The organism is Paractinoplanes bogorensis (genome assembly GCF_018829635.1).
Taxonomy (GTDB): domain Bacteria; phylum Actinomycetota; class Actinomycetes; order Mycobacteriales; family Micromonosporaceae; genus Actinoplanes; species Actinoplanes bogorensis.
Window position 1 is genome coordinate 182431 of the sequence record NZ_JAHKKG010000007.1, and the last position, 14556, is coordinate 196986.

15 protein-coding genes are annotated in these 14556 nt (G+C 69.9%); 8 read left to right on the forward strand and 7 right to left on the reverse strand.

Annotation, left to right across the window (positions count from 1 at the left end; translation table 11 throughout):
• Genes KOI35_RS23310 through KOI35_RS23320 form a run of 3 tightly spaced genes read right to left on the reverse strand, consistent with a single transcriptional unit; the run spans position 1 to position 1624 of the window.
• Positions 1-306, reverse strand: a complete 306-nt coding sequence (locus tag KOI35_RS23310; RefSeq protein ID WP_308121129.1) for a DUF6510 family protein — start codon at positions 304-306, stop codon at positions 1-3.
• On the reverse strand, positions 303-1055 hold the full coding sequence (locus KOI35_RS23315) for a ferredoxin reductase (protein WP_215789991.1): 753 nt from the start codon (positions 1053-1055) through the stop codon (positions 303-305). The genes KOI35_RS23310 and KOI35_RS23315 overlap by 4 nt, the downstream gene beginning before the upstream one ends.
• Entirely contained in the window at positions 1025-1624 is a 600-nt protein-coding gene (locus KOI35_RS23320; RefSeq protein WP_215789993.1) for a sulfite oxidase-like oxidoreductase, read from the reverse strand. Before KOI35_RS23320 ends, KOI35_RS23315 begins: the two co-directional genes overlap by 31 nt.
• A gap of 159 nt (positions 1625-1783) precedes the next feature.
• On the opposite strand from KOI35_RS23320, the gene KOI35_RS23325 reads away from it, so the two are divergent.
• Positions 1784-2473 (forward strand): hypothetical protein, encoded by a 690-nt coding sequence (locus tag KOI35_RS23325; RefSeq protein ID WP_215789995.1) that lies wholly within the window; start codon positions 1784-1786, stop codon positions 2471-2473.
• 29 nt (positions 2474-2502) lie between these two features.
• Here KOI35_RS23325 and KOI35_RS23330 read toward each other — a convergent pair whose 3' ends face one another.
• Positions 2503-4413, reverse strand: a complete 1911-nt coding sequence (locus tag KOI35_RS23330; RefSeq protein ID WP_215789997.1) for a S8 family peptidase — start codon at positions 4411-4413, stop codon at positions 2503-2505.
• Between the two features lie 257 nt (positions 4414-4670).
• On the opposite strand from KOI35_RS23330, the gene KOI35_RS23335 reads away from it, so the two are divergent.
• The 7 genes from KOI35_RS23335 to KOI35_RS23365 all read left to right on the forward strand — a co-directional run bounded on the left by KOI35_RS23335 (position 4671) and on the right by KOI35_RS23365 (position 11868).
• On the forward strand, positions 4671-5876 hold the full coding sequence (locus tag KOI35_RS23335) for an IPT/TIG domain-containing protein (protein ID WP_215789999.1): 1206 nt from the start codon (positions 4671-4673) through the stop codon (positions 5874-5876).
• Between the two features lie 190 nt (positions 5877-6066).
• Positions 6067-7293 carry an IPT/TIG domain-containing protein gene (locus KOI35_RS23340; protein ID WP_308121147.1) on the forward strand — a complete coding sequence of 409 codons (1227 nt, stop codon included), beginning with the start codon at positions 6067-6069 and terminating at the stop codon, positions 7291-7293.
• A 406-nt stretch (positions 7294-7699) separates the two neighbouring features.
• Positions 7700-8431, forward strand: a complete 732-nt coding sequence (locus KOI35_RS23345; protein ID WP_215790004.1) for an NUDIX hydrolase — start codon at positions 7700-7702, stop codon at positions 8429-8431.
• Positions 8428-9318, forward strand: a complete 891-nt coding sequence (locus KOI35_RS23350; protein ID WP_215790006.1) for a serine/threonine-protein kinase — start codon at positions 8428-8430, stop codon at positions 9316-9318. The genes KOI35_RS23345 and KOI35_RS23350 overlap by 4 nt, the downstream gene beginning before the upstream one ends.
• A 9-nt stretch (positions 9319-9327) precedes the next feature.
• Complete coding sequence (locus tag KOI35_RS23355; RefSeq protein ID WP_215790008.1) at positions 9328-10284, forward strand: hypothetical protein; 957 nt, start codon at positions 9328-9330, stop codon at positions 10282-10284.
• A complete protein-coding gene (locus KOI35_RS23360; RefSeq protein ID WP_215790010.1) occupies positions 10281-11474 on the forward strand; it encodes an adenylosuccinate synthetase in 1194 nt (397 codons plus the stop codon). The genes KOI35_RS23355 and KOI35_RS23360 overlap by 4 nt, the downstream gene beginning before the upstream one ends.
• A gap of 103 nt (positions 11475-11577) precedes the next feature.
• Positions 11578-11868, forward strand: a complete 291-nt coding sequence (locus KOI35_RS23365) for a DUF1540 domain-containing protein (RefSeq protein ID WP_215790013.1) — start codon at positions 11578-11580, stop codon at positions 11866-11868.
• Between the two features lie 72 nt (positions 11869-11940).
• On the opposite strand, the gene KOI35_RS23370 is transcribed toward KOI35_RS23365, so the two are convergent.
• From KOI35_RS23370 to KOI35_RS23380, 3 genes are all read right to left on the reverse strand, one after another.
• Entirely contained in the window at positions 11941-13086 is a 1146-nt protein-coding gene (locus tag KOI35_RS23370) for a DUF5925 domain-containing protein (protein ID WP_215790015.1), read from the reverse strand.
• Between the two features lie 48 nt (positions 13087-13134).
• The gene (locus KOI35_RS23375) at positions 13135-13578 is read right to left on the reverse strand and encodes a nitroreductase family deazaflavin-dependent oxidoreductase (RefSeq protein WP_215790017.1); all 444 of its coding nucleotides are present in this window, start codon (positions 13576-13578) and stop codon (positions 13135-13137) included.
• Between the two features lie 199 nt (positions 13579-13777).
• Positions 13778-14539 (reverse strand): class I SAM-dependent methyltransferase, encoded by a 762-nt coding sequence (locus KOI35_RS23380; RefSeq protein WP_215790019.1) that lies wholly within the window; start codon positions 14537-14539, stop codon positions 13778-13780.
• Between the last annotated feature and the right edge of the window lie 17 nt (positions 14540-14556).

Consider the following 14556-nt stretch of genomic DNA (forward strand, 5'->3'; position numbering starts at 1 on the left):
TCAGCCGCCCTCGAGCGGAACCTCGAGCCGTACGCTCCCGCGCAGGTCGAGGAAGACGCGGCCGGGCGCCCGCACCACCCGGATCACTACGTCGGAGCAGTGCGGGCAGCGCGCCACCAGACCCGGCGAGTGCGGCCAGACCATCAGCGTGCCGACCGCGTCGGTGTGGGTGCACCCCGCGCACACGTATCGGGCCGCGGTCACGTCCACCGCGAAGATCTCGCGCAGGTCGCCCGCCATCGCGTTCCCGTCGAGCGGCAGGCCACCGCCCGCGGTGGAGCTGCCGTCGAGCGGTGTGCTCGTCACGACGTACCCCCGAATCTCTCGGTGCGGATCCGGCGTGGGTCGTGACCGAGCGCGACCAGGATGTCGGCGGCGGTCTCGACGAACGTGGTCGGACCGCAGACGTAGCAGTCCGGCCCGAAGTCCGGCGGCCAACCGTACGTGTTCAGGGCGGCCACGTCGATCCTCTTCGCAGGTGAGGGCCATCCGTCAGGTGTCTTGCGCGTGTACACGTGATGCACGTCCAGACCCTGATCTTCCCGTACGCGTCGACGCAGCTCATCGCCGTACAGCAGGTCTTCGGGCGTACGCACCGAGTAGATCAGCCGGAACGGTTGCCGGGTGCCCGCGACGGCCCGGGCCCGCACCATCGCCATCAGCGGAACCAGCCCCGAGCCGCCCGCCACCAGCAGCACCGGCGCCGTCTGCTGCGGACGCCACACGAACCACCCGCCGACCGGCCCGCGCAGTTCGAGCTGCTCGCCGACCTCGATCACGTCGGTCAGATAGGGCGACACCTCGCCGTCGTCCAGCCGCTGGATGGTCAGCTCGACCTTGCCCCCGGGCTGCCACGCGGACGCGATCGAGTAGCTGCGCTGTGCGCGGTAGCCGTCCTCGGCCGTCAGCCGCACGTCGATGTGCTGCCCGGGCAGGTGGCCCGGCCAGTCCGGCACGTCGAGCACGAGCGTGCGCGCCGTCGGCGACTCCCAGCGGGCCTCGGCGAGCGTCGCCGCCCGCCAGGTCAGTCGCCCTGATACCGCTGTTCGCGCCATGGGTCTCCGTACATGTGGTAGCCCGCCGCCTCCCAGAAGCCGGGCTCGTCCTCGGGCATCAGCTGCAGGCCGTTGACCCACTTGGCCGATTTCCAGAAATAGAGGTGCGGGATGAGCAGCCGGGCCGGCCCGCCGTGCTCGGGATGCAGATCTTCGCCGTCGAACTGGTAGGCGATCCAGGCCTTGCCGTCGAGCAGATCTTCCAGCGGTACGTTCGTGGTGTACCCGCCGAAGCTGTGGACCATCGAGTATTCGGCGACGGTGTCGACGTTCTCGAGCAGAGTCTCGATCGAGACCCCGCGCCAGGTGGTGCCGAGCTTCGACCACTTGGTCACGCAGTGGATGTCGACCGTGACGTCCTCGGCCGGCAGGGCCTGGAACTCTTTCCAGTCCCAGCTCGTCTTCTCGCCGGTCTCGGTGGTGACGGTGAAGCGCCAGCGGTCGAGCGGGATGCGCGGGGTCGGCCCGGCCGAGAGCACCGGGAAGTCATGGGTGAGGTACTGGCCGGGCGGGAGTCCGGGCACCGACTCGCGCCGCCGGCCACCGAATCCCCGGGAGATGATGCCCATGGTTGAGAAGTAAACCGCATGATCATTTCATTCGACAGCGCTCTGATCGGATGGGATCAGGTGCTCGGCATCGCGTATCGGCGGTTTTGGTGAGGTTTGTCCGTCTGGGTGGCAGCATGAAACCCGGACCTGCCGGACGACCACGGGAAACTGCGCGCGATGACAGTGCACGACGAGAACGGCGTCTATCGCTCGGGAACGCGGGAGCGGCGCATCCAGCGGCGTAAACAGCTCGGGGTCGGGCTGGCCGGGATGGCTGTGTTCGGTGCCGCCGGAGTGTTCGGCATGCAGGCCTACACCGTCGCCGAGAACACGGCCGCCAGCATCCAGGACCACCCGGTCCTGCGGCCGCGGGTCCCGCCGACCTCGCCGTCGCCGTCACCGTCGGTGTCCCGGTCGCGCGCGCGGGATGCGGCGTCGACCGGGCCGGGCAAGGTGACCCGGGACGGCGCCCGGCAGCGGACCAGCCCGACCCCGACGCCGTCACCCTCGTTGTCGGTGTCCGCGTCGCCCGGCATGACGGCCGCCGAGGCGGTGAACCGGCACGACGAGTCCGCGCCGGGGGCGACCATCCGGGTCACGTCGGCCGCGTTCGACCTGACCGGTCAGCCCGAGCTCGCGATCGTGGGCGACGACGGCTGGACGGTGGGGCGGGCGCGGTGCACCAAGACCGTACGGAATGATCCCGGCGCCCGGCCCCGGGTGGTGCCGACGACGCTGGTCTGCTGGCGCGTGTCCCCGGATCGCAGCGTGGTCACCGTCGCCACCGCCGCGCGCGGCCGCCCGTCGTCGGGCCAGACGGTCGCCGCTCTCGAACGGGAGTGGGCACGACTGAGCCCCCGAGGCTGACCCCGGGGGCTTCTCCGTCGGTTTGCCGGTCAGGCGATCTTGACTGAACCCGTGGTTACACCGGTGACGCCGGCCTTGGTCGGCACGACCAGGCGCACCGTGGCGCCCGACGGCAGCGGCTTGACCAGCGTGGTGCCCGTCCCGGCGGTGAAGGTGCCGTACTTGACCCACTTGCTCTTCTCGAGCCGCTGCACCTCGATTGTCTGTCCGGACGGGCCGGCCAGCTTGAGCTCGAGCTGGCGCGCGGCCGGGCTGGTCACGGAGGCGGTCGAGCGGACCGAGAACGTGACCGTCGGCGAGCTCACCGGGTTGGCCGAGTCGGAGGCCGGCACGTCGAGGCGGACCTGGAAGGGCGCGGTCGCCGAGCGGGAGAAGACGACCTTCCCGTACGCGTCGGTGGTGGCCGCGATCGTCGTGGCCTTGCCGCCGGCCGGGGTCATGACGATCTTGACCGGCTGGGACGCGAAGGGCGCGTTGTTCGCCGTGAGGGCGTAGGTGACCGTGACCGTGGCGCCGTAGACCGACGAGGTCGTCGACGTCGTGACCCGGATCGACGGGGTGACCTTGACGGCCGGCTTCGTCGGGCTCGTCGTCGGGGCCGCCGTGGTCGGAGCCGTCGTCGGCGCGGTGGTGGCCGGTGCGGTCGTGGGCGCGGTGGTCGTCGGAGCCGTGGTGGCGGGGGCCGTCGTGGCCGGCGCGGTCGTCGGAGCCGTGGTGGCCTTGGTGACAGCGGCGAGCGCGGCCACGGCGTCGATCCGGCCGTAGCCGTAGTCGTTGTCGCGACCCTTGGTGCCCAGGTCGACGGCCGAGGTCTCGAGCGCCGACTCCACCTGGTCCGGGGTGAGGCTCTTGTCGTACGCCTTGAGCAGCGCCGCAACCGCAGCGACGTGCGGCGACGCCATCGAGGTGCCGCTCATTGTGGCGTAGCCGGTCTTGCCGCCCAGTGCGGTCGGGTAGGTGCTGAGGATCGACGATCCCGGGGCGGCCACGTCAACGTAGCTGCCCGCGTTCGAGTAGGAGCCGACCTTGTCCGACGAGTCGGTGGCGGCCACGCCGATCACGCCCGCGTCGGCGGCCGGGTAGCTGGTCGGGCTGCCGTCCTGACGCTCGTTGCCAGCTGCGGCCACGACCACGACACCCTTGCTGCGGGCGTACGAGATGGCGTTGGTGACCGCGGTGACCTGGGACGTCGCGCCGAGCGACATGTTGATGACGCCCGCGCCGTGGTCGGTCGCCCAGATGATGCCCTCGGCGGTGTCGGACATGTAGCCCGAGCCCTTGTCGTTGAGCACCCGGATCGGCATGATCTTGGCGCCGGGCGCGATGCCGCTGATCCCGATGCCGTTGCCGGTGACCGCGGCGATGGTGCCGGCCACGTGCGTGCCGTGCCCGTTGGGGTCGGTGGTGACGCCCGCCGTGTTGGCGATCGCGTCGTAGCCGCCGACCAGGTCGGCGGCGAGGTCCGGGTGCTTGGCGTCCACGCCGGTGTCGAGCACGGCCACGGTCACGCCGGAGCCGGTCGACTTCGTCCAGGCGCTCGCGACCGAGATCTTGTTGAAGTCCCACTGCTGGCTGCGGTACGTGTCGGTGCCGGTGGGCGCGTCGGACGCGGTGACCACGGCGTCGAGTTCGACCCCGACCGCACCCTGAGCGTCCTGCCCCGACTTGACGGCGCTGGCGGCGGCCGACTTGCTGGTGGCGGTGGTGACCTTGATGACCGGCTTGCCGCTGGCGTCGACGCTGGTGCTCACGACCCGGACGGGCTTGGCGGCGGAGACGGTGGCGGGCAGCAGCTGCGCGGCGGGCTCACTGAGGTTGTAGGTCGACGGCTGCCACTCGGTGGCGGCGGTCGTGGTGGCGGGCAGCGCGATGGCGGCCACGCCGGAGATCGCCCCGATAGCCAGGGCCCCCAGTGCCGTACGGCGCAGGTGCTTCCTCATACGTCGTCCTCCCCCAAGGTGTCGGTCGAGGGAACAGTCGGCGCGGGCGTCAGATCCAGCAGACTTTTGCCCGGAGCAGCTCAGGTGCGGTGGGTCACCAATCGGGATCAGGGCAATGCCGAACCAAATTCGCAACTCGCAGTAACTACGCGAATACGGCAAGTTACGCTCCCCGAGACGGCCCGACCTCCTTCGGACAGCGCGGGCCTACCTAAACCAAACCGACGCGGTTCGTAAGACCGTAGGAGGACACACGCATGCGCAAGTCCGTCAGCTCGGAGGCCGATATGGCTCCCTCGTTCTTCCAGTCCCGGGCCGCCCGCGGCCGTGCCGTCGCCCTCGTCGGTGCCGCCGCCCTCGCGACCGGTCTGATGGCGGCTCCCGCTTACGCCGCCGTATCCGGCACGATCACCGTTACGTCGCCGTCGAACGGCAAGGTCGCGGCCCTCACCGCGAAGCAGGTCGTTCTGCTCACGGTCTCCGGCGCCAACGCCACGCCGCTGTCCGAGGACAACGTCGTCAGCGTCGACCTCGGCTCCTGCACCAGCATCATGACCTACGTCGTGACCAGCCCGACGACCCTCAGCGTCAAGACGCCCGGCACCTGTGCCGCCAGCACGAACGGCGTCGCCGAGGCCGTCAACATCAACTTCACTGGCAGCGACGTGCTGACCAAGGCGTCCGCCATCACGTTCGTGCCGCCGGCCAGCCTGGTCGCGGTCGCGAGCAAGCCGGTCATCGCCGAGAACAGCTCCGGCCAGGCCACCGCTCAGCAGACCCAGCGGTTCTTCTCGCAGGGTGGCCAGTACATCCGCGTGAAGGCCGGCTCCGGGTACGCCTTCGACCCGCGGGCCGCCGCGGCCCTCAAGGTGACCCTGGGCGGTAAGGACGCCACCGAGGTCAAGGTCTACGCGGGTACGACCACCGGCGGCCTGAACCAGGGTGACCAGCTCACGGCCAGCAACACCACCGACGCCGTTCTGACGGCCCAGGTCGGCAACTACCTGACCTTCAAGAGCACGGCCGGCATGGACGAGTCGAACGACACGATCACCATCGCGCAGAACGGCGTGAGCAAGAGCTTCCTCACGGCCGACACGGGTGCCGACGTCAAGACCGGCCCGGTGATCACTGCGACGAGCGTCAGCACCGGCAAGTCGACCGGTGGCACGACTGTCGTGCTGACCGGAACGAACTTCGACAAGACCAACGCCAACTGGGCGGTCAGCGGCACCGCGCACGTGTTCTTCTGCGGCGTCGAGGCCACCTACCCGACCACCGTGGTCAACACCGCCGGCACCTCGCTGACGGTTGTCACGCCGTCGGTGTCGGGCGTCTCGGCCGGTCTCGGCACGACCACGTACGCCGGTACCTGCCCGATCAAGGTCACGGACTCGAGCTACACCCCGGCGTGGAGCAGCCCGGTCTCGCCGTCGGCCGACTTCGTGTTCACCCAGGAGTAAGCACCACCCAGTAATGCTGCGAAGCCCGGTCTCGTTTTTCGAGGCCGGGCTTCACCTTTTGGGCATGACCGGCAAATCATGCTCGATACGCTGATTTCGCGGTGGCCCGGTGGCGCCGCGAACTTCGGGGGAGGGCTTCGGAATGTCCCAGCGCGTGCTTCGCCGTTCACTTGGACTCGGGTTGACGTCGGTGGTCCTGACCACGGCCGCGGTGGTGGCCGTGGCCGAACCGGCCTGGGCCGACCCGTTGCCGTTGACCCTGAACGTCTCGGTCGGGCCGAGCGGCGCCCGCGGAACCCTTGTCGGCACCGTCGCCGCGACCTCGGCGCCGTTCCCGGTCGGCACTACGCCGACCGTCCAGTTCCAGTACATCGGCGGCAACAACACCGCGTGCAGCGCCACGGCTCGCCCGGTCACCCAGATCGCGATCTCGGGCATCACCACCACGGCCGGGGCTCTGACCGTGGATCCCGCCACCGTCCGGCGGATCGGCACTAACAAGATCGCCTTCGACCTGCCCACCAGCGCCTATCCGGCAACGGACTCCAACGGCGATCCGAGCACGGTCAACTACGACGGCCTCGTGCTCCTCGGGGACCAGTCCGTGGCCAAGTGGAGTGTCTGCGTCTACGACACCGATTCCACCGTCGCCAGCACCCTGCTCGCCGCCGGCACATACACGCTCGCGCAGAAGCCGGTGATCACCTCGATCGTCCCGGCGGCCAGCGCGGCCGGCGGTGGACAGTCGATCACCGTGAACGGTACGGGTCTCGGCTCGGCCACCACGACGACCACCGCCTCGATCGACGGGGTTCCGCTGACCAACCTGCAGGTAGCGGCGAACGGCAGCAGCTTCACGGCGGTCACCGGCCCACACGCCGCCGGCACCAACCTGGACCTGGTCGTGACGGCGCCGGGCGGCAAGGTGAGCAGCCTCGACCCGGACAACAACGGCCTGCCCGAGGACAACGACAACTCCACCGCCGACACGCCGATCCCGTTCTCCTACAGCAACGGCATCACGATCTCGCCCAACACGAGCGCGCTCGGCACGACGGTCGACGTCGACATCGTCGGCGCGGGCTTCTCGCAGCTCTCGTTCGATCCGAACGGCGACCCTTACGACGCCAACGCGCACGTGTTCCTGGTCAACGGCAAATACGACGCCGCCACCAACCGGGGCGTGGCCGAGTGCGGCGCGGTCTCCGTGGTGAACGACACCGAGCTGATCTGCACGCTCGACCTGTCGCTCTACGCGCTCGACCCCGCGACCAGTCTCCCGGCCTCCCCGAACGGCCCCATCGCCGAGGGCGCCTACATCCTGACGATCGTGGCCAACGGCGGCCCCGGCGTGGGCGTCGGCGCGGCCCCGACCATGGTGAGCAGCAGCGCCACCTTCACCGTCGCGTCCTACTGAGCCGGCGTCGTCCACAGGCCGCGCCTCGAAGCGCGCGCCTGTGGACAACCGGCCGCCTCAGCCTTGACAGCCCCGTGCCCCGGGACTGGGCCGCCGGTCCGCGCCAGTGCCTACGCCGATTGACGCCTCGTTCGACCTGGTCGCGCCGTTTCGGCAGCCGGGCCGAACGCAGGCGACCGGCCCCCGCCCGACTCGGTTCTGGGCGCAACCACTCACGCACGTCGCCGTGACGCGCCTCGCGTTCTGGGCGCGCCAGCGGCCAGCGGGGCACGGCGCGGTCCCCGCGGGAGCGACGGTCCGTCACCCACCACCCCGCCGGGACAGAAAGCCCTTGGTGTTGATCTTTCCGTGTGCTAGGTTCTTCTCAGTTCGAGTCTTACTCACTACGAGATGAACCGGTGACCTGATGCAGAGCGAAGCCGAATTCCTCGCCGGCTACGACCCGCGGGACTATCCGTCGGTGGCCGTGACGGTCGATGTCGTGGCGCTGACCATTCGCGACGATCGGCTCTGCGTGCTGCTGGTCGAGCGGGCCGAGCAGCCGTTCGCGGGAAGCCGCGCCCTGCCCGGCGGCTTCGTTCGCGACGAGACGCTCGACGCGGCGGCGCTGCGGGAACTCTCCGAGGAGACAGGCGTCGAGCGGCTGCACCTCGAGCAGCTCAAGACCTACGGCGATCCGGGGCGTGACCCTCGGATGCGGGTGTTCTCGGTGGCCTACCTGGCGTTCGCGCCGAGCCTGGCCGATCCGACCGCCGGCGGTGACGCGGCCGGCGCCTACTGGGTTCCGGTCGAGCAGGCCGTCGGCCTGGCCTTCGACCACGACACCGTGCTGGCCGACGGGCTCGAGCGGGCCCGCGCCAAGCTCGAATACACGCCGCTGGCGACCGCCTTCGCGGGTGACGAGTTCACCATCTCGGAGCTGCGGCAGATCTACGCCGCGGTCTGGGGCGAGGAACTGCACGCGGGCAACTTCCATCGCAAGGTGCTGTCGGTGCCGGGGTTCGTCGAGGGCACCGGGCGCACGGCTTCGCGTGCCAGTGAGCGCGGCGGCCCCAAACCCAAGCTCTATCGCGCCGGCGACGCCCGGTTGCTGCACCCGGCCCTGTTGCGGCCGGCCAGGGAGGACGACTTCCGATGATGTTCACCGACGCCGTCGACCAGATAAAGCGGGCATCCACTTTTGCGGCTCTGGGCGAGGGGGAGGCGACCTACAAGGCGTACGCCAAGATCGTGCACCCGGACGCCGTGAGCGAGGCCGACAACGCCACGGCCACCTGGGCCTTCGCCGCCCTGTCGAAGCTCTATCACGAGCGCAGCCGGCTGGTGGCGAGCGGCGACATCGCCGATCTCAGCGCCGGCGACGACGGTCAGTTGATCAAGGTGCCGCGTGAGCCGGGCGACAACGACCTGATGGAGGCCGAGGCCGACGCTCTGCGGACGCTCCGGGAGAAGGGCGACCCGAAATACCGCCCGTACGTCGCCCGGCTGCTCGACACCTATCTGCACGAGGACGAGGCCCGGAAGAGAAGGCGGGTCAACGTCATCCGGCGGCTCGACGGGTTCGTCCCGCTGAGCGTCGTCGGCAAGCGGGATCCGCGCGACGTCGCCTGGATCTGGCGGCGGCTGCTGGTCGGGCTCGGCTGGGCCCACCAGGCCGGCGTGATCCACGGCGCGGTGCTCGAGGACCACGTGCTCATCCACCCCGGCGAGCACGGGCTCGCGCTCGTCGACTGGTGCTACTCGGGCGCCTCGGTCAAGGCGATCGTCGCCGCGCGCAAAGACGACTACCCGCCCGAGGTCCGCAACGACAAGCGGGCCACCCCGGCCACCGACATCTACATGGCCACCGCGCTGATGGTCCGGCTCATGGACGATCCGCCGGCGCCCCTGACGAGATTCGCCCAGGGCTGCCTCTACGACAAACCCCGGATGCGGCCCCAGGACGCCTGGCGCCTGCTCCACGAGCTCGACGAAACCTTGCACTCCCTCTACGGGCCCCGGAAATTCCGGCCCTTCACCGTCTAGGAGGACGACATGGGAAGCGGACGCTGGTCGACCGACGTGTACACGGCCGCCGACAACTACCGCCGGGCCACCGGCACGAGCGCCTTCGCCTACAGCGACAACGGCGCCCGGAAGGCCCACAAGGCCCTCGACCCGATGAACGTGAGCAAGCGGGAGAGCCGGGACAGCGACGAGCACCCGTTCAGCACGCCGATCGCCGTGCTGTTCGACGTCACCGGCTCGATGGGGGGCGTGCCGCGGGTGCTGCAGACCAAGCTGCCGCAGCTGCTGGGCCTGCTGACCCGCAAGGGCTACGCCACCGACCCGCACATCCTGTTCGGCGCGGTCGGCGACGCCACCTGCGACCGGGTGCCGCTGCAGATCGGGCAGTTCGAGTCGGACAACCGGATGGACGAGGACCTCGAGCGGATCGTGCTCGAGGGCGGTGGCGGCGGCCAGATGACCGAGTCGTACGAGCTGGCCATGTACTTCATGGCCCGGCACACCTCGCTCGACTCGTTCGAGAAGCGGGGGCGGCGCGGCTACCTGTTCCTGATCGGCGACGAGAAGCCGTACGACCAGGTCAAGCCGGCCGAGGTGAAGAAATTTCTCGGGGAGCGCGCCGAGAAGATGAGCACCGAGGCCATCGTGGCCGAGCTGCAGCGCACGTTCGACGTCTACTACCTGCTCCCGACCGCGGCGGGTCACGGCGGCAACCGTGACGTGCTGAAGCGGTGGCGCGGGCTGCTGGGACAGAACGTGCTCGAGCTCGACGACCTGGACGCGGTGTGCGAGACGATCGCGCTCACGGTGGGTCTCGGCGAGGGGACGATCGACCTCGACGCCGGCCTCGACGATCTGGTCGAGGAGGGGTCGGCTCACCGGACGACGGTCGGCAAGGCGCTCGCTCCGCTGCAGCGTGGCGGCGTGGTGCGGAAGGGCGCCCTGTCGATCGGCACCACCGGATCGGGGAACGAGCGGCTGTGAACGAGCACGTCGCGGTCGTCGACCTCGGTTACGGGGACGCCGGTAAAGGCACGGTGGTGGACGCCCTGGTGGCGTCCGCCCCCGTGCGGGCGGTGCTGCGTTTCAACGGGGGAGCGCAGGCCGCACACAACGTCATCACCGAGGACGGCCGGCAGCACACGTTCGCGCAGTTCGGTTCGGGCACGCTGCGTGGCGTCCCGACCCACCTGACCCGCTTCATGATCGTCGACCCGCTGGCCCTGTCGTCCGAGGCGTCTTCGCTGGGCAACCCGTACGAGCTGCTCACGGTGGATGGCGACGCCCTTCTCGCCACTCCGTGGCATCGTGCGGCGAACCGGCGGCGGGAGGAGGCGCGCGGCGGGGACCGTCACGGTTCGTGCGGCATGGGCGTCGGCGAGACGATGGCGTACGCACTGGGTCACGCTCACGCTCCGCGCGTTTCCGACACCCTTTCCCGTACGCGTCTTCGCCGTGTCCTGGCCGCCGTGGAGTCCGATCTCGGCCCCGCCGGGGTGCCCCTGGACGACGTCGTCGAGGCGTTCCTGGCCTTCGGGCGTACGGTCTCGATCGTCGATTCCGCGTACGCGCAACGGTTGCTGGCCGAAGGCCCGTGTGTCTTCGAGGGCGCGCAAGGGGTGCTGCTCGACGAGTGGCGCGGCTGGCACCCGCACACGACCTGGTCGACGACGACGTTCGACAACGTGGCCGAGCTGTGCCCGTCGTTCCGGCGGCTCGGCGTGGTGCGCACCTACACCACCCGGCACGGCGCCGGCCCGTTCGTGACCGAGGACGCCACGCTCGACCTGCCCGAGGGGCACAACGCGACCGGGCGATGGCAGGGCGCCTTCCGGGTCGGGCACTTCGACGCGGTCGCCCACCGCTACGCCGTCGAGGTGGCCGGCGGGGTCGACGGGCTCGCCGTGACGCACCTGGACGTGGTCGACCGGTGCCCGGCGCTGCGGATCTGTGAGTCGTACGAGGTCGACGGGTCGCCCTGGAACCGGATCGCCCCCGGCCCGGCGCGCGATCTCGACCACCAGGAAGCCCTGACCGCCCGCCTGAACCGGGCGCGGCCGGGCGTCCTTTCGCGGCCGGACGACTGGGCGTCGGCCATCGAGAATCTTCTCTCGGCGCCGGTGGAGATCGAGTCGTGGGGACCGTCGTCGGCCGATAAGAAATTCCTTTCTTAGGGACGCCTTACCTAATAAAAGAAATTCGTGGTGTCGTTTCATCAATTCCGGGAAATGGTTTATGGTCTAGACGACCGGGTTGAAATTTGGAGGCGACGATCCCATGACTCAGATGCTGGAAATGCCCCGCGTTTCGCAGTGCACCGTCACCGCGTGTGGCTACAACCACGACGGGTGTACCGCCTTCGCGGTCACCATCGGCAGCGCGATCTCGGCCGAGTGCGACACCTATGTCGAGGGCGGCAAGGGCGGCACCGGCAAGCCGTTGGCGCAGGTGGGGGCGTGCAAGCGCGCCGACTGCAAGAACAACGAGAACCTCGAGTGCAAGGCCGCCGCGATCGTGGTCGGTGAGTCCGGCGACAAGGCCGACTGCCTCACCTACGAAAAGGCCTGACCGACTGAAAGTAATGCGCCCGCCGTCGCTGAGTGCGACTGGCGGGCGCTTTTGTTAGGTTAGGCTTTCTTATTACAGATACATGCCCGTGCTCGGTTCCGATTTCGGCACGGTTACCGGCTCACTACCGGTCTTGAGCGCGTAGAGTTCGGCCAGCGTCGCTCCCGACGGGCTGATTCCGCGCGATTCCCCGAGCCAGGCGACCGCCTCGGCGTACGGGAGCCGCCCGACCTCGATGCTGGCCAGGCAACGACCCGGCCGCACCACCGCCGGGTGCAGCGACGCCAGATCCTCGTTGGTGGTGATCGCGATCAGCGCGTTGCGGCCCTGCCCGAGCAGCCCGTCGGTCAGGTTGAGCAGCCGCGACAACGACTGGCCGGCGCTCGCCTTGGCCTCGCCGCTGATCAGCTCGTCGCAGTCCTCGAGCATGAGCAGCCGCCAGCGCGGCTCGTCCTCGTCGTCGCTGCCCAGCGCCACGCTCATCAGATAGGCCGGGTCGTTGAACAGCCGCTCCGGGTCGAGAACGCAGTCGACCTGGCACCACGAACGCCACTGCTGGGCCAGCGCGCGCAGGGCGGTGGTCTTACCCGTGCCCGGCTCGCCGTGCAGCAGCAGGAGACGACCGCTGATCGTCTTGCTGTCGAGCGCCATGAGCCGTTCCAGCGTGGCCGCGACCGGGCTGGCGTAGTTGCGCCGGATCGTCTCCCACGGCGCGGCGTCGATCTCGCGGGCGGCCCGGCGCGGGCCGTGCTGCCCGAAGTGCCAGAAACCGATCGGCACGTTCTCGGGTGACGGCTCGGGCGCCTGCACGGCGTCCTTGGTGGCCGCCACGAGGATGGTCTCGGCCAGCTCGGCGCTGACCGCAGTGACCGTGACCCGGGCCCGGCGGCTCTGCTTCCAGCGGTTCACGTGCAGCGTCCAGCCGTCGCCGACCGAGAGCCGGCCCTGACCGTCCTCGTCGAGGGCGTCGCGCACGATCTGGGCGTCGTCGACGCTGAGGGTCGCTTCGGCCTTGACGTTCTCGAGGTACTTGCTGCGCCCGTACGGCTCCCGCCCGGTGACGAACGCATCCAGGGCGAGCAGGTCCACCACGTCGACCAGGCGGTCGCCGTCGTCCACCGCACCGGCCAGCGGCAGGGACGCCGAGGCGGGCGCGGTGGGCGCCGTCTCGACGTGCCGGCCGCCGAGCCGGTCGACGGACTGGTGGGGAGTACGCATGTCTTCGATGATCGTCGGTCGATGCCCTTCCGGCACTCGAATTTCCCGTCAGTCACCCGGCTTGCGCGTGAGGAGGAACACCGGGATCAGGCGCTCGGTCTTCTTCTGGTAGCCCGCGTAGTTCGGGAACGCGGCGACCGCCCGCTCCCACCACACGGCACGCTCGTCCCCGTCGAGCTCGCGGGCGACGTAGTCGTGCTCCTCGGTGCCGTCACGCAACTCGACGTGCGGCTCCTTGCGCAGGTTGTAGACCCACACCGGATTCTTGGGAGCACCCCCGAGCGAGCCGACGGCCACATACTCGCCGTCGTGCTCGACCTTCATCAGCGGCGTCTTACGCAGCTTGCCGGTCTTGCTGCCCACCGAGGTCAGAAGCACCACCGGATAGCCGTGCAGCTCGTTCCCGGTGGTGCCACCGCTGGCTTCGATCTTGTCGGCCTGCTTGCGAGCCCAGTCGGACGTGCTGGGCGCATATTCTCCAGTTAACGGCACGACGCCAGCTTAGGCTCGCTCGCCTCCGGCAAGCCCCGAGACGTCGATCACCGCAGACGTCGATCAACGCAGACCTCAGAGCCCGCCCTCCCTTGGGGGCCCCCGCCACGACCAGTCTGACAAGATCGCTGGATCTTGGCCGAGTGCCCTGTGGACAGCCGGCAATTGTGGACAGCCGGCAATTGTGGATAACCCTGCGTCAGCGCAGGCCGACGACTGCGGCGTCGGTGCCGCCGCGCCACAGCACGCCTGCCTCGCTGAAGCCGGCCACCCGCAGCGCGTCGACGTGCCACAGCGCGGGTGGCGTCCACTCCTGGTGGTGCCGGGTGCCGGGATAGATGCGCTCGCGCTCGGCGGCCCTGGGCGCCAGGAACTCGTCGGCCGCGGCCCGCGCCCACCAGTCACTCCACGACGTCGCGGCGCCGGACGCGTAACGGGCCTCGCGCTCGGCCCGGCCGTGGTCGCGCAGCTTCTCGGACAGCGTGGGCAGCGACTCCTCGGGCATGTGGTCGGCGTTCGCAAAGATCCCGCCCGGCCGCAGCACCTCGCGGATCTCGCCGTAGAGCGCCGCCACCCGCTCGGCCGGCAGCCAGTGCAGCGCCGTCGCGGTGAGCACCGCGTCGAAACCGTCCTCGGGCAGCTTGGCCCGCCAGCCCGGATCGCCGAGGTCGGCGTCGACCACCGTGCCGCGCTCCCGCAGCGACGCCTCGGCGATCGCCATCAGCACCGGATCCTGGTCGAGCACGGTGACCCGCGCCCCCGGGAACCGGGCCAGCACCCGCAACGAGATCGTCCCCGTGCCGCCCGCCAGATCGAGCACCTTGGGCGCCCCGCCCTCGGTCGTGGCGGCCACCGCCTCGAGCATCGCGGCGAACCGCTCCTCCCGGTCGTGCAGGAACGCCTCCTGCTGCCGATCCCAGCTCTCCTGCCACACGCGGGGGTTGCTCAAGTAAGCACTCATACTCCTCACGCTAGTTA

Coding starts and splice junctions, on each gene's coding strand:
- KOI35_RS23315 (WP_215789991.1), bottom strand. CDS start 1,055: ATGGCGCGAACAGCGGTATCAGGGCGACTGACCTGGCGGGCGGCGACG.
- KOI35_RS23320 (WP_215789993.1), bottom strand. CDS start 1,624: ATGGGCATCATCTCCCGGGGATTCGGTGGCCGGCGGCGCGAGTCGGTG.
- KOI35_RS23325 (WP_215789995.1), top strand. CDS start 1,784: ATGACAGTGCACGACGAGAACGGCGTCTATCGCTCGGGAACGCGGGAG.
- KOI35_RS23330 (WP_215789997.1), bottom strand. CDS start 4,413: ATGAGGAAGCACCTGCGCCGTACGGCACTGGGGGCCCTGGCTATCGGG.
- KOI35_RS23335 (WP_215789999.1), top strand. CDS start 4,671: ATGCGCAAGTCCGTCAGCTCGGAGGCCGATATGGCTCCCTCGTTCTTC.
- KOI35_RS23345 (WP_215790004.1), top strand. CDS start 7,700: ATGCAGAGCGAAGCCGAATTCCTCGCCGGCTACGACCCGCGGGACTAT.
- KOI35_RS23350 (WP_215790006.1), top strand. CDS start 8,428: ATGATGTTCACCGACGCCGTCGACCAGATAAAGCGGGCATCCACTTTT.
- KOI35_RS23355 (WP_215790008.1), top strand. CDS start 9,328: ATGGGAAGCGGACGCTGGTCGACCGACGTGTACACGGCCGCCGACAAC.
- KOI35_RS23365 (WP_215790013.1), top strand. CDS start 11,578: ATGACTCAGATGCTGGAAATGCCCCGCGTTTCGCAGTGCACCGTCACC.
- KOI35_RS23370 (WP_215790015.1), bottom strand. CDS start 13,086: ATGCGTACTCCCCACCAGTCCGTCGACCGGCTCGGCGGCCGGCACGTC.
- KOI35_RS23380 (WP_215790019.1), bottom strand. CDS start 14,539: ATGAGTGCTTACTTGAGCAACCCCCGCGTGTGGCAGGAGAGCTGGGAT.